19 protein-coding genes are annotated in these 17,119 nt (G+C 69.3%); 6 read left to right on the top strand and 13 right to left on the bottom strand.

The window, feature by feature from the left end; translation table 11 throughout:
* Nucleotides 1-15: 15 nt before the first annotated feature.
* The 6 genes from BP05_RS14310 to BP05_RS14335 all read right to left on the bottom strand — a co-directional run bounded on the left by BP05_RS14310 (nt 16) and on the right by BP05_RS14335 (nt 5,821).
* Nucleotides 16-996 (bottom strand): hypothetical protein, encoded by a 981-nt coding sequence (locus BP05_RS14310; protein ID WP_496364628.1) that lies wholly within the window; start codon nt 994-996, stop codon nt 16-18.
* A 20-nt stretch (nt 997-1,016) separates the two neighbouring features.
* Complete coding sequence (locus BP05_RS14315; protein WP_496364629.1) at nt 1,017-3,053, bottom strand: gluzincin family metallopeptidase; 2,037 nt, start codon at nt 3,051-3,053, stop codon at nt 1,017-1,019.
* Nucleotides 3,054-3,064: 11 nt separating this feature from the next.
* Complete coding sequence (locus tag BP05_RS14320) at nt 3,065-3,367, bottom strand: hypothetical protein (protein WP_496364631.1); 303 nt, start codon at nt 3,365-3,367, stop codon at nt 3,065-3,067.
* 124 nt (nt 3,368-3,491) lie between these two features.
* The gene (locus BP05_RS14325; RefSeq protein ID WP_496364981.1) at nt 3,492-4,319 is read right to left on the bottom strand and encodes a peptidylprolyl isomerase; all 828 of its coding nucleotides are present in this window, start codon (nt 4,317-4,319) and stop codon (nt 3,492-3,494) included.
* 209 nt (nt 4,320-4,528) lie between these two features.
* Nucleotides 4,529-4,990: a DUF1579 family protein gene (locus BP05_RS14330; RefSeq protein WP_496364633.1), complete on the bottom strand. Its 462-nt coding sequence runs from the start codon at nt 4,988-4,990 to the stop codon at nt 4,529-4,531.
* Between the two features lie 345 nt (nt 4,991-5,335).
* Nucleotides 5,336-5,821, bottom strand: a complete 486-nt coding sequence (locus BP05_RS14335; protein WP_496364635.1) for a hypothetical protein — start codon at nt 5,819-5,821, stop codon at nt 5,336-5,338.
* Between the two features lie 165 nt (nt 5,822-5,986).
* Here BP05_RS14335 and BP05_RS14340 point away from each other — a divergent pair, with 165 nt between their 5' ends.
* Both BP05_RS14340 and BP05_RS14345 read left to right on the top strand, forming a co-directional pair.
* Nucleotides 5,987-6,361 (top strand): PadR family transcriptional regulator, encoded by a 375-nt coding sequence (locus BP05_RS14340; RefSeq protein ID WP_496364637.1) that lies wholly within the window; start codon nt 5,987-5,989, stop codon nt 6,359-6,361.
* Nucleotides 6,358-7,281 carry a sensor domain-containing protein gene (locus tag BP05_RS14345; protein WP_496364639.1) on the top strand — a complete coding sequence of 308 codons (924 nt, stop codon included), beginning with the start codon at nt 6,358-6,360 and terminating at the stop codon, nt 7,279-7,281. Before BP05_RS14340 ends, BP05_RS14345 begins: the two co-directional genes overlap by 4 nt.
* A 75-nt stretch (nt 7,282-7,356) precedes the next feature.
* Here the strand turns inward: BP05_RS14345 and BP05_RS14350 are convergent, their stop codons facing one another.
* The gene (locus BP05_RS14350) at nt 7,357-8,658 is read right to left on the bottom strand and encodes a polyhydroxyalkanoate depolymerase (protein ID WP_496364641.1); all 1,302 of its coding nucleotides are present in this window, start codon (nt 8,656-8,658) and stop codon (nt 7,357-7,359) included.
* An 80-nt stretch (nt 8,659-8,738) separates the two neighbouring features.
* Entirely contained in the window at nt 8,739-9,332 is a 594-nt protein-coding gene (locus tag BP05_RS14355; protein WP_496364643.1) for a class I SAM-dependent DNA methyltransferase, read from the bottom strand.
* Between the two features lie 85 nt (nt 9,333-9,417).
* Here BP05_RS14355 and BP05_RS14360 point away from each other — a divergent pair, with 85 nt between their 5' ends.
* On the top strand, nt 9,418-9,870 hold the full coding sequence (locus tag BP05_RS14360; protein WP_496364645.1) for a CopD family protein: 453 nt from the start codon (nt 9,418-9,420) through the stop codon (nt 9,868-9,870).
* 269 nt (nt 9,871-10,139) lie between these two features.
* Here BP05_RS14360 and BP05_RS14365 read toward each other — a convergent pair whose 3' ends face one another.
* Nucleotides 10,140-11,840 (bottom strand): alkaline phosphatase, encoded by a 1,701-nt coding sequence (locus tag BP05_RS14365; protein WP_496364647.1) that lies wholly within the window; start codon nt 11,838-11,840, stop codon nt 10,140-10,142.
* A gap of 227 nt (nt 11,841-12,067) precedes the next feature.
* Here BP05_RS14365 and BP05_RS14370 point away from each other — a divergent pair, with 227 nt between their 5' ends.
* Together BP05_RS14370 and BP05_RS14375 are read left to right on the top strand one after the other, a co-directional pair.
* Nucleotides 12,068-13,426 carry a dicarboxylate/amino acid:cation symporter gene (locus tag BP05_RS14370; RefSeq protein ID WP_496364649.1) on the top strand — a complete coding sequence of 453 codons (1,359 nt, stop codon included), beginning with the start codon at nt 12,068-12,070 and terminating at the stop codon, nt 13,424-13,426.
* A 105-nt stretch (nt 13,427-13,531) separates the two neighbouring features.
* On the top strand, nt 13,532-13,963 hold the full coding sequence (locus BP05_RS14375) for a GNAT family N-acetyltransferase (protein ID WP_496364651.1): 432 nt from the start codon (nt 13,532-13,534) through the stop codon (nt 13,961-13,963).
* A 24-nt stretch (nt 13,964-13,987) separates the two neighbouring features.
* On the opposite strand, the gene BP05_RS14380 is transcribed toward BP05_RS14375, so the two are convergent.
* From BP05_RS14380 to BP05_RS14390, 3 genes are all read right to left on the bottom strand, one after another.
* On the bottom strand, nt 13,988-14,476 hold the full coding sequence (locus BP05_RS14380; protein WP_496364652.1) for an NUDIX hydrolase: 489 nt from the start codon (nt 14,474-14,476) through the stop codon (nt 13,988-13,990).
* The gene (gene bla / locus BP05_RS14385; RefSeq protein ID WP_496364654.1) at nt 14,476-15,336 is read right to left on the bottom strand and encodes a subclass B3 metallo-beta-lactamase; all 861 of its coding nucleotides are present in this window, start codon (nt 15,334-15,336) and stop codon (nt 14,476-14,478) included. Before bla ends, BP05_RS14380 begins: the two co-directional genes overlap by 1 nt.
* Nucleotides 15,337-15,416: 80 nt before the next feature.
* Nucleotides 15,417-15,815: a hypothetical protein gene (locus BP05_RS14390; protein WP_496364655.1), complete on the bottom strand. Its 399-nt coding sequence runs from the start codon at nt 15,813-15,815 to the stop codon at nt 15,417-15,419.
* Between the two features lie 102 nt (nt 15,816-15,917).
* Here BP05_RS14390 and BP05_RS14395 point away from each other — a divergent pair, with 102 nt between their 5' ends.
* A complete protein-coding gene (locus BP05_RS14395) occupies nt 15,918-16,406 on the top strand; it encodes an acyl-CoA thioesterase (RefSeq protein ID WP_496364657.1) in 489 nt (162 codons plus the stop codon).
* Between the two features lie 65 nt (nt 16,407-16,471).
* Here the strand turns inward: BP05_RS14395 and BP05_RS14400 are convergent, their stop codons facing one another.
* Nucleotides 16,472-17,119 carry a C40 family peptidase gene (locus tag BP05_RS14400; protein WP_496364659.1) on the bottom strand — a complete coding sequence of 216 codons (648 nt, stop codon included), beginning with the start codon at nt 17,117-17,119 and terminating at the stop codon, nt 16,472-16,474.

The raw sequence follows: 17,119 nt of genomic DNA on the forward strand, positions 1-17,119 counted from the left end.
GGCGAAACGGCGCGCTCAGCCGATCCGCGTTGCGCCTGCGCCGCGGTCCGCTGCTTGGGCGGCGCGTGCTGCCAGCGCGCCGGCGGCGAGGTCGGCGAGGCCATGCAGGCGCGCGCTGCGGCCCCAGGCCAGCGCCGCCACCGCGAGCTGCGCGCAGGCCCAGGCGAGCAGCCATCCCGGCCAGTGCCCGCTATCGAGCAGTGCGCGCATGCGCAGGAAGCCGAGCGCCAGTCCGATGCCCAGGCCGCTGGTGCCCAGGTAGACGAGCATGGTCGCGCCGGGACGCTGCAGCAGCAGCGCCAGTCCGCGCCGCCACGCCACCACGACCGAACGCAGGCCCGGGTCGGCGCCGAGCTGCCCGCGCCCGGCCTCGATCGTGGCGTGGACGAGCAGCGCCAGCAGCGCCGGCAGGAACCAGCCGGCAGGCGTCGGCACCAGGCCCTCGTCGGTCGCGGCGAAACGCAACGCCAGCGCTTCGATGCCGACGATCGCAGCCGAGCCGATCGCCACCGCGATGCCCACCAGCAGCAGCGACCAGGCAAGCATCCGCAGCATGCGCGGATACTCCGCGAGCCCGGCACGCAGGGTCGCGCCCAGGCGCAGGCGATCGCCACTGCGGACCTGCGCGAGGATCATTCCGTTCAACCACGGCGACAGCAGCAGCGCGAGCAGCAGGGCGAAGCCGGTGCTGGCGCCGAGGACGACGCCTGCGTCCGGCATGCCGTCGAGCGCGTCGGCGAGGAACGTGGCGGAAGCGGCGGTGGCCGCGGCGTGCGGCGAGTGTCCCGCCTGCAGGTACAACCAGAGTGTCGCAGGCAAGGCCGCCGCCACGGTGGGGAGCCACAGCGCCACCACCCAGGCCAGCAGCACCTGCGGATGAAAGCCGCTGCGTACTCCGGTCAGCAATGCGCTCCATCCGGTGCGGGGCGCGATCGCTTCGGCAACAGGCGGCGTTTCCTCGGGCGCGCGGAAGCCCGCAGTGGCGTCGGTCGGCATCCGCGGCGCGGCCTGTGCATTCACAGCTGCGCCACCCACGTGCTCGCGAACTGCACCAGCCCGGCTATCTGCTCGCTCCAGCGTGCCACCGGTCCGGCCTGCACGCGCAGCGTGCGGCCATCGTCGAAGCGGTTGCGATCGAGTCGCCGTTGCCGCTGCGGATCCAGCACCGCCGATACGGCAGGCGCCCGGGTGGTCCACTGGAAGCGGACGCGGTTGCGCGCGTCGTTCCATTCGACGGTGCGGGTGCTGCCGTCGGCAAAGGTGACGGCCAGCGCCTGCGGCACGATGGCACCGTCGCGCTGGACCACGACTTCGGTGCGATACGCAAACGTTCCTGTGCGGGGCGACGCACGCCGGCGCCGGCGATCGTCGATCGCCTGACGCACGTCGGCCGCCTTGACCTCGACCCGTGACCCGTCGCGCAGCACGTAGCCGGCCTGCGGCACCAGTTCCACGCTACTGAAACCGGCAATGCGGTCGTTGACGGGCTGGCCGGCATCCAGGATCGCGAATGCCTGCAGGAAGGGTTCCGCACGGCCGCTGGCATCGGCCATCAACCAGCGCACCTGGCCCGTATCGGGATAACCCACGCGCGCGCTGTGGCGCCAGGCCCGGAACGCGCGGTCGATCGCCGCGGTGCCCACGCGCAACTGCAGGTCATGCAGCACGCGCGCGACCCAGCGCGCGCGTGCGGCCTCGTCGTCGTCGCGTTCGCGCACGCGCGTGCGCTGTGCCGCGAGCACGGCCTGCCACGGTGCGACCAGGGCGTGCAGCCATCCGGTCCGTTTCGCATCGGCCTCGCGGGCGGGCACGAAACGATCGGCCCAGTAGCGCTGGATCCCGGCGCGGAAATCGTCGTCGGTGCTGTCGGGCAGGTACGCCGAACCGATCGCGGCGACCACGTGCCGTTCGATGTCCTCGACGGCATCCGTGCGCGGCGCGGACGGCACCGCGAACAGCCCGGGCACGGACTGCGCCGCTAGGGTCGAGGCATTGCGCGGCGCGACCACTGCGTTGACGGTGCTGGCCGGATATGTGCCCAGTGCCGCGGTGTAGCGGGCGAGGGCATCGGCCATCGAACCCAGCACGCGCACCGCCGTGGCGGCCTGGCCCGGGCGGTAGTACACGCGCAGCGTCACCGGGCTGCCGTTGCCGGCGACATACGGATACTCCAGCGGCTGGGCGAAAAAGTTGCGGTCGGCCGCCCACGCCAGCGTCGCCGCGCCGTACTGCAGGAAGTGGTAATTGCGACGCCCGTTGCGCGTGCGCGCGACGTCGAGCGTGTGGCCGCTGGACACGGCGACGTAGTCGGGGGGCACTTCCATGTGCACGTCGAAATCGGCGCGTTCGCGATCGGCCAGGCTGCCGGCGAACGCGGGTGCGTTCCAGCGCAGCGCAGGCGCGCCGCGCTCGCCGGGCAACTGCAGCATGGCGACCTGCGGGAACCAGGCGCTGGCGAAGTGGAAATTGCCCGCCCGTCCCGAACTCGCCCAGGCGCCGGGCAGGCGCGCATCAAAGCCCAATTCCAGGGTGGTGGTCGCGCCCGGGGGCACCGGTCGCGGCAGCTCGATGCGCACGACGCTGTGGTCGGTGGACGGGACGTCGCCCGTCTGCACGTACGTCCACGCGGCGTCCGTCCCGTCCTGGCGCAGGAACCTGATCTGGCTGTAGCCCCATTCGCCCTGCGCGACCTCCGGCTCGGCCCCGCGCGCACGCTGTCGCGCCATGTAGCGCGTGCCCTGGCTTTCGAAGGCGTTCAAGTCCTGGTGCAGGTACAGCGCGCACACCGTGGCCGCGCTGCGGTTGCGCCAATGCACGCGCTGGTTGGCGCGCAGCGTGCGCGTGCCGGGGTCGAGGGTCGCGCCGATCTCGTAGCGCGTCGTGCGCTCACCCGAGCGCAGCGGAATCGGCGTGCGCGTCTGCAGGTTCGCGAACGAGGCATCGCCGTCCACGCCGACTACCGGGATTTCGATGCAGCCGTTGGCGCCGGCCGCCGCTTCCGCGACCGGGACGAGGCACAGCGCGACGACGAGCACGGCTGTCGGCCGCCACATCGATGCGGATCCTATTGGCCCCATTCCGCGTCGGATTCGAACTCGACGATCACGTCCAGTTCGAACGCCAATGCCTCCACCGCCTCGCGCACCTTGCGCGCGGTGGCGTCGTTGGGCGCTTCGATCTCGAGTTCGTGCACGCCGGGGCCCTGGTCGTCGGGCAGGCCAGCGGAGCTGGAATCGTCGTCGTCCATGTGGCCCATGAGGTCGGCCACTTCTTCGACGTGTTCGATCCCTTCGATGCTCGCGAGCAGGTTGCTGATCGCGCGGGCATCGTCCTCGCTGCCGGTGATCCGCATACGCAGTTGGGGCATGGAACGGCCTCCGCTTGGGCCGCTTGAGGCTAGGCGTGGGCGCCGCAAGGGCGCGTGACGGCGATGTGCCGCACCCAAACAGAAAGGCCGCCCGGAGGCGGCCCTGTTCGCGCCGGCTGGCGGCTCATTGCTTGGGCGTACGCACCGGCAGCGGCACGTTGCACAGGTCGATGTGCCCGGCCGGGCGCTTGTACCACTCGTCGCGGCGGTTGCGGCGCGCCTCGACCAGCTGGGTGAAGGCGGGCGAATCCGTGCGCAGCAGTTCCAGCGGCACGCGGTCCTTGTCCGGCACTTCCGACGCCAGCCGGATCGCCTTGATCGGCGTGCGCTGTTCGGGCTTCTCGTAGAAGCCGAGCGCGCCGGTGCCGCGCGGCAGCACCGACAGGAATTCCATGCCCTGCACGACGCGACCGACCACGGTGATGTTGCGGTCGAGCTGGCGCGGCGACTGCCCGGTGACCACGTACAGCTCGGTGCCGTTGCTGGAATCGGCGGCGACGTCGCGACCCGCGCCGATGGCGCCGTAGCAATGCGCCAGCCAGGCCTTGCCGGCCTGGGGATCGCGCGCGGCCGGGAACCCATCGGCGAAGCCGACCTGCGGCGCCCAGCCGTCGCTGTCGGGCAGGCGGGTGAACTTCACGCCCTTGCTGGCGCGTTCGAACTCCGCGGGAAGTTTGGCCTTGGCGCCGCCGAGCGGCTTGCGCTGCTTGTCGTCCTCGGCCGCGTCGCCCCATTGCACGACGAAGTTGTCCTGCGAGCGGTTGATGCTCAGCCCGTTCCAATAGCCTTCCTTGGCCAGGGTGCGGATATTGGCCACGTGCGCCGGGGCGAAGCCGGGCGCCAGCTCGATCACCACGCGACCGGAAGCGAGGTCGAGGTAAAGCGTGTTGGCCGGGTCGAGCGTGCGCCAGTCCGCCGGCTTGGTCGCGTCGAGGATTTCCTGGGTCGACATGGGCTTGGCCGCCGCCGCATCGGGCTTGGCGGCGGCTGGCTTGGTCGCCGCCTTCTGCGCCGCGGCTTTCGGCGCGGGCTTCTTCGTCTTCGCGGCGTGCGCCGTGCTGGCGAACGCCATCAGGATGGAGAGCAGGATTACGCGGTTGACGTGCATGGAAGCTCCTGTGGGCGCGGCGATGCGGCGCGACGCGCGCCGCACGCGGTCGTTCATTCGCGGCGGTAATCCCCGCGCATGAATTCGGTGAAGTCGGATTGGCCGGGAAAGCGGTTTTCGATGACGAAGCGGTAGCGGTCGGGACCGAACTCGTAGCGGTAGCGCGCCTCGCCGCGTGGCGTCTTCTTCTCGAACAGCAGGGTCTCGCCGTCCCAGCGTCCGCGCGCGGGCTCGGGCGGGAAGCCCATGCTGTCGAACCACCACCACAGCACGTCGCCGGTGCCCGGCTCGATCAGGAAGATGCCGTGGCCATGGAAGCTGGCGCGCCCGTCCTTTTCTTCCTCGTACTCCTGGATCAACGCCATGCCATCGAGGCCGATGCGGCAATGCGTGCGCCCGGTCGCCGCGCCGCCTTCGCCCCACGGCGAGGGCGCGAGCTGCTCGGCGCCGGACCAGTGGCCATGCAGGCGGGAAAACAGGCGCTGGTGCTCGGCGCCGGGTCGCGGCATATCCATCGTGCGGGTCCGTTGTCGGTTCGCGGGGACGGACGGCGAGGATACGCGAAAGGCCCGCGCCGGCACGACCCGGTCAGGCCAGCTTCGTGACATCGTCCACATGCCGATAACCTCGCCAAGCTCCGTGCGATGAGGTAACGCGCCAAGTGTCGAAAGCGTGGACCAGCAATGCGCGAAATGCTGGCGATAGGTTAGGTCTCGCACCCCAGCCACCGGACCAGGTCCAGGTCATCGCCGTCAGCGATCCGGATGCGCGCGGGAGCGCTGGCCATGCCTTCTGTCGCTCGCTGGAGGCGCGAGCATACGTGCGGCCAGCGTTCCCGGACGCGCCGGGCCGCTTACCCGTCAGCGTGCGGACTTGCGGGCGGCCTTCTTCGCTGGCGACTTGCGCGTGCTCTTGCGGGCGGTCTTCTTCGCCGTCGACTTGCGCGCGGTCTTCTTCGCAGGCGACTTGCGGGTGCTCTTGCGGGCGGTCTTCTTCGCCGTCGACTTGCGTGCCGTCTTCTTCGCCGGCGACTTGCGCGTGCTCTTGCGGGCGGTCTTCTTCGCCGCCGACTTGCGTGCCGTCTTCTTCGCCGGCGACTTGCGCGCGGTCTTCTTCGCGGCGGACTTGCGTGCGGTCTTGCTCGCGGCCTTGCTCGCGGCCTTGCGTGCGGTCTTCTTCGCGGTTTTCTTGCGGCCGCGGGCGCCGCCGGTCTGCTTGTTGACGGTGGCCCAGCCAATGCGCTCGGCCTCGGCTTCGGAGCCGCCGCGTTCGCGCACGCTCTCCTCGATGTGTTCGGCCTGGCGCTTCTGCTTGCTGGAATAGGCGGACTTGTCTCCACGGGGCATGGACGTCTCTCCGCGCCGCGAACCGGGCGGCGCAGGCTGGCTTTATCAGGTCGCCGGTAGAGGCCGCGCGAGTTCCCGGCATGACCTGTGGCACCCCGTGACTAATGGCAGAGCCGGTATAGCGAAGTTCGCAGTAGTGTTGCCTTCAAGCTACCGGACGACGCCATGACCCCTCCCACCGATTCGCTGGACAGCCACCTGCGCAAGTTCCAGAAGGAGCTCAGTGCGGGCACCGTTTCCCTGGCCCTGCTCGCGGTGCTGGGCACCGCCGGCGAGCCCATGTACGGCTACCAGATCGCCAAGCGCCTGGAACAGGAAGGCGAGGGCGTGCTCAGCGGCAAGCAGAGCGCCTTGTATCCCGTGTTGCGCAACCTGGAGGGCGGCGGATTGCTCGACAGCTTCGTCGAGCCCTCCGTGTCCGGCCCGCCGCGCCGCTACTACCGCATTACCGAAGCCGGGCGCGAAGCCCTCAGCGGCTGGTCCGCTGCCTGGCGCGCCACCCGCGATTCCGTCGACGCCGTACTTGGGGAAACCAAATGAACGCCACCGTCCTGCCCACGACCATTCCCGACTACCTGGAGCAGCTGCGGCGCTCGCTGGCCGGCGCCGACCCGGCCCTGGTCCAGGATGCGCTGTACGACGCGGAGGAATACCTGCGCTCCGAGCTGTCGGAGAACCCGGGCAGGTCCGAGGCCGAAGTGATCGCCGCCGTCGCCGGCAGCTACGGCGCGCCGGACGAGGTCGCCGACATCTACCGCGACACCGAGGTGAAGGTGCAGAGCGCGCTGCGCACGCCGCCGTCGCGCCCAGTGGCGAACGGCCGCTCGTGGTTCGCGCGTTTCTTCGGCGTGATAGCCGAGCCGCGCACCTACGCCTCGCTGTTCTACATGCTGCTGGCGCTGGCGACCGGCATCTTCTACTTCACCTGGGTCGTCACCGGCGTGTCCCTGTCGGCGGGCCTGGCGGTGCTGATCATCGGCATTCCCTTCGTGATCCTGTACTTCGGCTCGGTACGCGTGCTGTCGCTGGTCGAGGGCCGAATCGTCGAGACCATGCTGGGGGAACGCATGCCGCGCCGGCCGCTGTACTCCACCCGGGGCAGGCCGCTGCTGGAACGGATCAAGGAACTGTTCACCGATCCGCGCACCTGGGCGACGCAGCTGTATTTCCTGCTGATGCTGCCGCTGGGCATCGCCTACTTCACGGTGGCGGTGACCGGGCTGTCGGTGTCGCTCGGGTTGATCGCCGCGCCGGTGGTGGCGCTGTTCGGCGGTACCGATGCCGGCGTCTGGATCGACGACATCAACGTTGTCGGCATCGACGGCTGGTGGGCGCTGCCGCTGTGCTTCGTCGTCGGCGTGTTCCTGCTGTTCGTGACCCTGCACGTCGCCCGCGGCGTCGGCTACCTGCACGGCCAACTGGCCAAGCACATGCTGGTGAAGACCTCGCAGTTCGACTGACCCGAGGCGGGGAAGGATGAAGAAAAGGCCCGGCATTGCCGGGCCTTTCTGCGCTGCTGACCAGACGGACCGGGGCTAGCGCTTCGCGTACTGCGTGATGAAGTCGCGCACCTGCGGATACACCTGGGTGCGCCAGCGGCGGCCGCTGAAAATGCCGTAGTGGCCGGCGCCTTCGACGGTGAGGTGGCGGTGGTCGTCCGCGGCAATGCCGGTGCACAGCGCATGTGCGGCGCGCGTCTGGCCCTGGCCGGAAATGTCGTCGAGTTCGCCCTCGATCGTCATGATCGCGGTGTCCTTGATCGCGCCGGGATCCACGCGCTCGCCGCGCACGACCCACTCGCCCTTTGGCAGCAGGTGGCGCTGGAACACCACCTCGACCGTCTCCAGGTAGTACTCCGCCGGCATGTCGAGGACGGCGTTGTATTCGTCGTAGAAGCGGCGGTGCGCCTCGGCGTCGTCGAGGTCGCCCTTGACCAGGTCCTGGTAGAAGTCCCAGTGCGACTGGAAATGACGCTCCGGATTCATCGCCACGAAACCGCCGTGCTGCAGGAAACCGGGATAGACGCGGCGGTTGTGGCCGGGATAGTTCGGCGGCACCGCGTGCACCAGGTTGGCCTCGAACCACCACAGCGGCTTTTCCGTGGCCAGGTCGTTGACCTTGGTGGGATTCTGGCGCGTGTCGATCGGGCCGCCGAACATCACCATCGAGCGCGGCGTGGGTTCGCCGCGCGCGGCCATCAGCGACACCGCCGCGAGGGTCGGCACCGTGGGCTGGCACACGCTGATGACGTGCAGGTTGTCCGCGCCGATGGTGCGGATGAATTCCTCGATGTAGGCGACGTAATCATCGAGATGGAACGCGCCGTGCTCGAGCGGCACCATGCGCGCGTCGATCCAGTCGGTGATGTAGACCTTGTGGTCCTGCAGCATCGTCTTGACCGTGTCGCGCAAGAGCGTGGCGTGGTGGCCCGACAACGGCGCCACGATCAGCACGGACGGATCGCCCTTGAATTCGGTGATGCTGCCGGGGTCGTCGGCGAAGCGCTTGAAGCGCAGCAGGCGGCAGAACGGCTTGTTCAGCACTTCGCGCTCGACCACCGGATAGCTCTTGCCGTCCTTCTCAATCGAATGGATGCCGAATTCGGGCTTCTCGTAATCCTTGCCGATGCGGTACATCAGCTCGTAGCCGGCGGACAGGCGCGAAGCGCCCGGCAGCGACGACAGCCAGCTGCCCTGCGCGCCGAACATGCGCGCGTTGGCCTCGGCCCAGTAATTCCACGGCTGCATCCAGGCGCGGCCGAGTTCGTGCAGGTGGTAGAGCAGCATCGCGTAGGGGCCCCTGTTACCCCGCTGGCGCGTTTTGATGCGCCGCAGCATAGCCGATGGGGTGCGGGGGTTTGTGAAGCGGGTCGCGGAACGGGCCGCGGCGGCGGGCGGATGTTCCCGCCTTCAGGATCTCAGCCGTCGATTTCGAGCGCGGTCGCGTGGCCGCGCAGCGCCGGCGACAACCACAGGTGTGATCCGATCCGCTGGAAGCCCAGTTTCTCGAAGCGCTGGCGGTAGAAGCGCGCGGGCCGGTTGCGGAAGTCGTGCTCGTCGCCCTCGGCGCCGTCCTCGCGGGTGAAGGTTTCCAGGAAGGCGACGCCGCCGCAGAGCTCGGCGAGGCCCGGCAGGCCGCGATCGAGTTCGCGCGCATCGAGGTAGTGCATCACGTCGCTGCACACCAGCAGGTCGACCGGCGGGCAGGGGCGCAGCAGGGCGAAGTCGCCGAACGCGGCGAGGTGCACGTTGCGCCGCGCGCCGAAGCGGCGCACCGCGTACTCGCTGCTGTCGAAACCGAGGTACTTCGCGTTGGGCCGCAGCTTGAGCAGCGGCGCGCGCCACACGCCTTCGCCGCAACCGATGTCGAGCACGGTGCGCAACGGGCGCTCGAGGTGGTACTCGGCGGTGGTCACGGCCATCGCGACCTTGCGCGCGAGACGCGCAAGGTCGCCGATGCCGCGCTGCCGGTACCAGGTGTCGAAGTAGTGCTTGTCGTAGCGCTTGCTCATCCGGTGCGTCGTCGCTGTTGTCGAGCGCCGGTCGTGAACGGCGGCAGGGCGTGTCATGCTATCGCGAGTCCTCGCGGAGCCCGACATGCACGCCTATTTCTGGATCAAGACCGCCCACCTCGTGTTCGTCATGGCGTGGATGGGCGGCGTGTTCTACCTGCCGCGCATCCTCGTCAACATCGCCGAGGCGGGGAACGATCCCGCCGTTCGCGCGCGGCTGGTGCTGATGGGGCGGCGCCTGTACCGGTTCGGTCACACCATGTTCGGACTGGCGTTCGTGCTCGGCCTGGTGCTGTGGCTGGGCAACCGCCTGGTCGCCGAATTCCCGACCATGGTGGCGCCTGGCACCGGTTGGCTGCACGCCAAGCTCGCGCTGGTCGCGCTGATGCTGGCGCATTACATCGTTGGCGGACGCTGGCTCAAGGCCGCCGAGGCGGGACGCCCGCTGCCGTCGTCGCGCACGCTGCGCTGGTTCAACGAACTGCCGGTGTTGCTGCTGGTCGCGATCGTGTACCTCGTACTCGCCAAGCCGTTCTGAGGGAGCGTTCTCGCACGCTGCGGCACGGCCGGCAATGCCGCGGGCCAGTGCCATCGCGGCGCGGTGCTCGCCAAGCCGTTCTGAGGGAGCGTTCTCGCGCGCTGCGGCGCTGCCGGTAATGCCGCAGGCCAGTGCCATCGTGGCGCGGTGCTCGCCAAGCCGTTCTGAGGGAGCGTTCTCGCGCGCTGCGGCGCGGCCGGCAATGCCGCAGGCCAGGGCCATGCGGCGCGGTGCGCGCAAAGCCGTTCTGACCCGGCGTGGCGCGACGATCAACGCGCCTTGAATGAATCCGGGTCAGGCAGCACGACCGGGACGCCGTTGGCATCGCAGTCGCCGGCGGCGCACAGCTTCTTACGTAGCGCCGGCATCGCCTGCAGCATGAAGTGGAAGATGGTGTTCTGCTCCACGCTGCCGCGCACCGCGCTGCTGCCCGGGCCGCGCGCCCAGATGCCCACGTCCTCGCCGCCGTGCGATTCCTGCGCGAGTGGCGCGATCGCTTCCTGCATGTAATCCGGGTCCCCGGTGTCTACGGCCGTGAGGTCGGGGCGTCCCGTTGCCGGCTTGTTGGTGCGCACATCGTGCGGATAGCGCTTAGCGCCTGCGGGCTGCGCATCGCTGGCGCCGGAGTAACCGGGGCCGTTGGCGTAGTTGAGCGTGGTCAGCGGCAGGCCGAGCAGGTCGCGGGCATAGGCGCCGTCGGCATCGTCCTCGCCGGTACTGCCGCGCACCTTGCCCAGGATCGGATTGCCGCGCACCGGATAGCCGGAAAAGCTCAGGGTGTGGGCGTGGTCGGCGGTGACCAGGATCAGGGTGTCGTCGGCGGAGGTCATCTCGTCGGCGGCGCGCACCGCATCGCTCAAGGCGATCGTGTCGGTGAGCGCGCGGTAGGCGTTGCCATTGTGGTGCGCGTGGTCGATGCGGCCGCCTTCGACCAGCAGCACGTAGCCGTTGCGATTGCCCTGCAGGTGGGCGATCGCGGCGCGGGTCATGTCCGCGAGCGACGGTTCGCCGGCCACGTCCTGCGCGCGTTCGTGCTCGTAGCGCATATGGTTGGGCTCGAACAACGCAAGCAGGGGCTCGCCGGCGGGCGCGGCCGCCAGTTGCCGCGCATTCCAGGCGTAGCTGCCGCGCGGATGGCGCTGGCGCCACTGCGCGATCAGGTCGCGGCCGTCCTTGCGCAGGCCGTGCTGGTGCGGATATTCGGGATCGGACTGGGCTTCCGGCATGAAGCTGGCGCGTCCGCCGCCCATCAGCACGTCCAGGCCGTTGCCATACGGCGACTCGACCAGCTGGCGCGCGATGTCGACACAGCCGTGCGCGCGGTCTCCGGCGCGCGCGAGGGCCACGTCGTTTTCCCAGTTGCGGTGCGCGGAATGGGTGAACGCGGCGCCGGGCGTGGCGTGGGTCACGCGCGTGGTGGTGACGACGCCGGTGGCCAAGCCGGTGCTCGCGGCGAGCTCCCACAGGGTCAGCATCGGCGTCCCCAGCGCCGCCGCGCAGTCGCCGAGCCTTGCTTCCTGGCCAATGCTGAGCACGCCGGCGCGCGTCTTCACGCCGGTGGCCATCGCCGACATCGTGCCGGCCGAATCGGGCGTCTGCGAATCGGTGTTGTAGGTCTTGCTCAGGGCGGTGGCGGGGAAGTTTTCCCAGGCCAGCCGGTTCTCCTCACCCGACGCGCCCTTGCGCTGGCCTTCGAGGATGCGCGCCGCGGCCACGGTGGTCAGGCTCATGCCATCGCCGACGAACAGGATCACGTTCCTGGCCCGGCCCTGCATCGCGCCCCGCCCTGCCGCCTGCGCCGCGCCATCGCGGAACCACCAGGCAGGCGTTTCCCCACCGGGCCGCTTGATCGCCGGGACCTCCACGGTGAACGACGCCGGCGGCGCGACCGCAGTGCGCGTTGCGGCGCTGGCGCAGGCGCCGAGCAGGGTGGCGAGCAGGGCGATGCCGATGATGCGGAACGAATGCATGCAGGTGTGAGCCGGAAGCAGGAAGCCGGCGGATTATGCCAAGCCGGTGTGCCGTCCTCGTGCCGGCTTCGTGCGGGCGGTTCCGCTTTGCCGGATCCGGTTGCTTACATGGCCGATTGGAACAACGGATTGCATCCGCGTGTCCCCGCGTCCACGTCCGCTCCGCTATGGTGCGGGCTTCCGCGGTGGGTCGATGCGGGCCCCGGGCGCGATGGAGGTTGCGAATGATGACGCTGGTTTCCGGCTGGTTGCGGATCCCGTTCTGGCAACGCGTGGTGCTTGGCTTCGCGCTCGGCGCGCTGGCCGGCTGGTTGCTCGGCAAGGATGCGGAGACGTGGTTCGGCCCCCTCGGCGACGTGTACGTCAACCTGATCAAGATGATCGCGGTGCCGCTGGTGTTCTTCGCCGTGATCAACGCGGTGAGTGCCCTGCACGGCCAGAAGTCGATAGCCGCCCTCGGTGGCCGCACCTTCCTGTGGTTCGCGGTCACCGCGGTGCTGGCGGTAGGCGTGGGCCTGCTCACGGGCTGGATGGTGAAGCCGGGTGCGGGCGTCGATGTCGGCACGCTGCAGGTGGCTTCGGATTACGTGCCCAAGACGCCGCCGGGCCTGGTCGACGTGCTGTTCAACATCGTGCCGTCCAATCCCATCGCCGCGATGGCGGGCGCGGACACCGCCAGGACCGCCGACGGCATGAAGGTGCTGGTCCCGCGCAACGGCACGGTGCTGCAGGTGATCTTCTTCGCCGGGCTGATCGGCTTCGCCCTGGTGAAGCTCGGCGAGAAGACCGCCAACCTGCGCAAGCTCTGCGGCGAAGCCAGCGAGACGATGATCCAGGTCACCCGTTTCGTGCTGGAGTTCACTCCGCTGGGCACCTTCGGCCTGATCGCCGCGCTGGTGGGCGGCTACGGCTTCGAGCAGCTCAAGCCCCTGGGCAGCTTCGTGGTCGCGCTCTACGCGGCCTGCGCCATCCACATCCTCGTCGTGTATCCCGCCCTGCTGCTCGCGCACGGGCTCAATCCGCTCAAGTTCTTCCGCGGCGCGGCGCCGGCGATGCAGGTGGGGTTCGTCGCATCGTCGAGCTTCGCCGCGATGCCGGTATCGCTTCGCAGCGCGATCCACAACCATGGTGTCGATCGCGACTACGCCGCCTTCGCCGTGCCACTGGGCGCGACGATCAAGATGGACGGCTGCGGCGCGATCTATCCTGCGCTTGCGGCGGTGTTCATCGCCCAGTACGCCGGCATCGACCTCACCTTCGACAAGTACCTGGTCATCGCGCTGGCCTCGGTGCTCGGCAGCTTTGGCACCGCGGGCGTGCCCGGCACCGCGGTGATCATGGCGACCGTGGTGCTCAGCGCGGCCGGGCTGCCGCTGGAGGCGATCGGCTATCTGTACGCCATCGACAGAATCCTCGACATGATGCGCACGATGACCAATGTGACGGGCCAGATGCTGGTGCCGGTGCTGGTGGCGAAGGAGACCGGACTGCTCGATCGCGAGGTCTACGAGGCCGCTTCCAGCAATGTTGGCGTGGCCGAGGGCGAAGCGGCGGAAGTGCGCGCCCCGACCAGCAACAGTGCCTGAACCCGTGCAAGCGCGGGTCGTTCTACCTCACGCGCCCTTGTCGGCGGACCGCGGCAACATGCATGCGGACGCGGCAGCGCGCGTCCGGAACGCGGAGAAGACGCAATGGCCAACGAGAACATCCAACTGGTCGAGCACTTCCCTGATGCCGCCGAGTACTGCCGCTTGCGGTCCGAGGCCGGCATGTCGCCCAAGACGCTCGAGGCCGCGCGCAAGGGGCTGCCCAACACCTTGTATGGCGTAAGCCTGCAGCGCGATGGCGAGGTCGTCGGCATGGGCCGGATCATCGGCGATGGCGGCTGCTTCTACACCGTGGTGGACATCGCCGTCTCGCCCGCTTACCAGGGGCAGGGGCTGGGCAAACAGATCATGGCCGCGCTCGACGCGTGGTTGCGCAAGAACGCCGAGCCTTCCGCCTACGTAACGCTGGTCGCCGACGGCGAGGCGCGCCATCTGTACGCGAAATACGGTTTCGTCGAAACCGCTCCCGCGTCGGTCAACATGGAATACATGGTCTCGCCGCATCCGCTGGAATGAAGCAGCGCGGCCAAGCGCGCCGGTTCATGCGCGCGAAAATTTCCAGGAGACCATGCGGCCGTCGCGGTAGGGCATGACCCCATGGAAGAGCCGCGGATCGTCGTCGAACACCAGCGGCAGGAATTGCCGATCGCCTTCCCACATCGGCAGCTCGTGCAGGCGCCCGCGCGGAACCCAGTCCAGCGTGCCTTCGGCGTTGCGCTCGAACGGCGTGCCGCTGAAGCGCGTGATCAGGAACACGAAGCCGAGCCAGTCCTCGCCCTGCTTGCCGAAGCCGGGCCAGCTGATCGTCCCGCGCAGCGACAGGTCGATGCAGTCGATGCCGGCTTCTTCGTGGATCTCGCGGCGCATGCCGGCGAGGACATCTTCGTCCGGTTCGATCTTGCCACCCAGGCCGTTGTACTTGCCCAGCTGGTGATCGTCCGGCCGCGCGTTGCGGTGGACCATCAGCACCCTGGTCCCGTCCGCCGAGAGCACGTAGCCCAGCGTCGCCACGATCGGCGTGTAGGGCATTACGGCCGCTCCTGGCGCTGGCTCGCGAGTTGCGCGTCGAGGCGGGCCTCGGCCTTGTCGGCATAGCCGCCGCAGGTCATCGGCGCCGGGTAGGGATTGGCGGCGTCGGCCGGCGCCCAGCCGCTCGCATCGGGGTGCGGCGTGATCAGCACGTCGCAGGGCAGGGCGCGCACGGCGGCGAAGCCGCGGCGGTAGTCCTCGACGATGCGCGGGTATTTCGGATTGGCGAGCAACCGGTAACCGGGCGCCGACAGGCTGTCGGCATAGGCGATCGCCAGCGGCTTGCCTTCGCGGGTGTCCGACCAGGTCCAGCTCAGGCTGCCCGGCGTGTGCGCCGGGGTGAAATGCGCCACGAAACGCAGCCCGCCCAGGTCCACCGCTTCCCCGTCCATCACCAGCCGATCGGCCTGCACCGGCGGATACAGGATGTCGTCGCCGTAATGGATGTCATTGCTGCCGCCACGCGCGAGCAGCGCGGCCGATTCGGCATTGCTGATCACGCGTGCGCCAGTGGCGCGCCGGAGCGCAGCGATCGGGCCGGCGTGATCACCATGCGCATGGCTGTGCAGGATCAGCTTGAGTTCCTGCGGCTGCACACCGAGTTCGCGCATCCGCTTGAGCAGCATGTCTGCCGCTTGCGGCAGGCCACCGTCGATCAGCACCGCGCCCTCCGGCGTGCGGATTAGCAGGGCGGTCAGGCCCTGCGTGCCGATGTACCAGGTGTGATCGGCGAGTTGGAGCGGCGCCACCGGTTGGCGCCAGGCGTCGTCTGTCTCGTAGCGCGACGACTGCGGCAGCACCGGTTCGGCGGCGTGGGCGAGCGGTGCCGCAGCAAGCAGCCAGAAAACCAGGTGTCGCATCGTGGAGCGCCGTGCATGGGGTGCGACAGTGTCGGCGATCGCGCCGGGCCAGGCCAGTGCGCGATCGTGTGGCCGTCGGATCAGGCGCGTGGCGTAGCCACGCGCGCGGCCAACCAGGCCAGCGGTAGCGGCATGGCGATCCCGACGATCGTCATCCACAGCGGATGCGGAATCAGCAGGTTGTTGCCGATCACGCCGAGGACGACCAGGACGCCGATGACGAGCGCGGCGGCGGTCCGGTGCCGCGCGATGCGTGCCGCAAGCCAGCCGGCCCCGAACGCGGCGACCATCCAGCCCGCAACGACCAGCAGCATGGCCTGGGGCGGAGCCGAGGCGATGTGCGCGGCGAGCGCCTGCGGATCGCGCAGGTCCACGCCAGGCGCCGGACGATGCAGGTAGAGGCTCGCGAACTCGCACAGCGAAATGGCCAGCCAGGCCACCACCACGCCGGCGAGGATGCCCAGGATCGTTCGGCCCATCGTCGTTCTCCCCAGAAGTTCCGGCGAGCATCGCCCACGCCCAAGTGCCGTCGCAAGGTGCACACTTCCACTCCTTGCACGGTTGACCCGGACGCGACAGCCATGAGCGGACAGCAACGCGAACTCACCCTGCGCTTCCTCGCGCAACCCACCGACGTCAACTACGGCGGCAAGGTCCACGGCGGCATGGTGATGAAGTGGATCGACCAGGCCGGTTACGCCGCGGCGGTCGGCTGGAGCGGGCGCTACAGCGTCACCGTGGCGGTGGGTGGCATCCGCTTCGTCGCCCCGATCCGGATCAGCGACCTGGTCACCGTGTCGACCAAACTGGTGCACACCGGGACCAGCAGCATGCATTTCGCCGTCGACGTGATGGCCGTCGACCCCATCGGTGGCGAACCGCCGCGGCTGTGCACGCACTGCGTGATCGTATTCGTCGCGCTCGACGGCGTGGAAGGCAAACCCGTGGCCGTGCCGCCGTTGCGGATCGCCAGCGATGAAGACCGGCGCCTGGCCGAGTACGCGACGAAGGTGATGGAACTGAGCAAGGGCATCGAACAGACCATCGAGCGCTACCGGGTGGCGGACTGACGGTAGCGGACGGGTCGAAACAAAAAAGCCGCCCCGTGGGCGGCCTCTCATTCGATGGTCGGGGCTCAGCTGCCGGTGGCGACGCCCAGGCGGCGGGCCTGCAGGAAGCGGCCGCTCCAGTACCCCTTGTCCAGGCTCGAGACGGTCACGTCCTTGCCGGTGCGCGGTGCGTGCACGAAGCGGCCGTCGCCGAGGTAGATCCCCACGTGGTTCACCCGGCCCTTGAGGCCGAAGAACACCAGGTCGCCGGCCATCAGCTTGGCGCGGTCGGTGACCAGTTCGCCGTTCTTGGCCATGTCGCGGGACACGCGCGGCAGTTCGATGCCCAGCGCGCTGCGGAAGACGTAGCCAACCAGGCCGCTGCAATCCAGGCCCTTCGACGGATCGGTGCCACCCCAGCGATAGGGCGTGCCGAGCAGGGCGAGCGCCTTCTGCAGGACCGACTGCACCTTGCCGTCGGTACCGGCCGGGGTGCCGATCGCTTCGGCGGGCAGTTCGAGGGCGGCGGCGGGATTCAACAGTCGGTTGGCATCGGCAACCAGGCCCAGTGCGCGGTCGGTCAGCGACACCTTGGGAGCGTCGACGGTCGCGGCGGCAGCAGCGGTGACGGCGGCCTGGGGCTTGGTCGGGAACGGGGCGTCATCGTCGGCCGGTGCGGCCAGGACGCCGAACGCGGGCGCGCACAGCGCCAGCGCCAGGGAAAAACGAAGCAT

The sequence above is a fragment of the Lysobacter oryzae DSM 21044 genome, assembly GCF_059568595.1.

What these genes read in the sequence shown, in the direction of transcription:
- BP05_RS14310 (WP_496364628.1), bottom strand. Translation starts at nt 996, where the DNA reads ATGCCGACCGACGCCACTGCGGGCTTCCGCGCGCCCGAGGAAACGCCG.
- BP05_RS14315 (WP_496364629.1), bottom strand. Translation starts at nt 3,053, where the DNA reads ATGTGGCGGCCGACAGCCGTGCTCGTCGTCGCGCTGTGCCTCGTCCCG.
- BP05_RS14320 (WP_496364631.1), bottom strand. Translation starts at nt 3,367, where the DNA reads ATGCCCCAACTGCGTATGCGGATCACCGGCAGCGAGGACGATGCCCGC.
- BP05_RS14325 (WP_496364981.1), bottom strand. Translation starts at nt 4,319, where the DNA reads ATGTCGACCCAGGAAATCCTCGACGCGACCAAGCCGGCGGACTGGCGC.
- BP05_RS14330 (WP_496364633.1), bottom strand. Translation starts at nt 4,990, where the DNA reads ATGGATATGCCGCGACCCGGCGCCGAGCACCAGCGCCTGTTTTCCCGC.
- BP05_RS14335 (WP_496364635.1), bottom strand. Translation starts at nt 5,821, where the DNA reads ATGCCCCGTGGAGACAAGTCCGCCTATTCCAGCAAGCAGAAGCGCCAG.
- BP05_RS14340 (WP_496364637.1), top strand. Translation starts at nt 5,987, where the DNA reads ATGACCCCTCCCACCGATTCGCTGGACAGCCACCTGCGCAAGTTCCAG.
- BP05_RS14345 (WP_496364639.1), top strand. Translation starts at nt 6,358, where the DNA reads ATGAACGCCACCGTCCTGCCCACGACCATTCCCGACTACCTGGAGCAG.
- BP05_RS14350 (WP_496364641.1), bottom strand. Translation starts at nt 8,658, where the DNA reads ATGCTGCGGCGCATCAAAACGCGCCAGCGGGGTAACAGGGGCCCCTAC.
- BP05_RS14355 (WP_496364643.1), bottom strand. Translation starts at nt 9,332, where the DNA reads ATGAGCAAGCGCTACGACAAGCACTACTTCGACACCTGGTACCGGCAG.
- BP05_RS14360 (WP_496364645.1), top strand. Translation starts at nt 9,418, where the DNA reads ATGCACGCCTATTTCTGGATCAAGACCGCCCACCTCGTGTTCGTCATG.
- BP05_RS14365 (WP_496364647.1), bottom strand. Translation starts at nt 11,840, where the DNA reads ATGCATTCGTTCCGCATCATCGGCATCGCCCTGCTCGCCACCCTGCTC.
- BP05_RS14370 (WP_496364649.1), top strand. Translation starts at nt 12,068, where the DNA reads ATGACGCTGGTTTCCGGCTGGTTGCGGATCCCGTTCTGGCAACGCGTG.
- BP05_RS14375 (WP_496364651.1), top strand. Translation starts at nt 13,532, where the DNA reads ATGGCCAACGAGAACATCCAACTGGTCGAGCACTTCCCTGATGCCGCC.
- BP05_RS14380 (WP_496364652.1), bottom strand. Translation starts at nt 14,476, where the DNA reads ATGCCCTACACGCCGATCGTGGCGACGCTGGGCTACGTGCTCTCGGCG.
- bla (WP_496364654.1), bottom strand. Translation starts at nt 15,336, where the DNA reads ATGCGACACCTGGTTTTCTGGCTGCTTGCTGCGGCACCGCTCGCCCAC.
- BP05_RS14390 (WP_496364655.1), bottom strand. Translation starts at nt 15,815, where the DNA reads ATGGGCCGAACGATCCTGGGCATCCTCGCCGGCGTGGTGGTGGCCTGG.
- BP05_RS14395 (WP_496364657.1), top strand. Translation starts at nt 15,918, where the DNA reads ATGAGCGGACAGCAACGCGAACTCACCCTGCGCTTCCTCGCGCAACCC.
- BP05_RS14400 (WP_496364659.1), bottom strand. Translation starts at nt 17,119, where the DNA reads ATGCTTCGTTTTTCCCTGGCGCTGGCGCTGTGCGCGCCCGCGTTCGGC.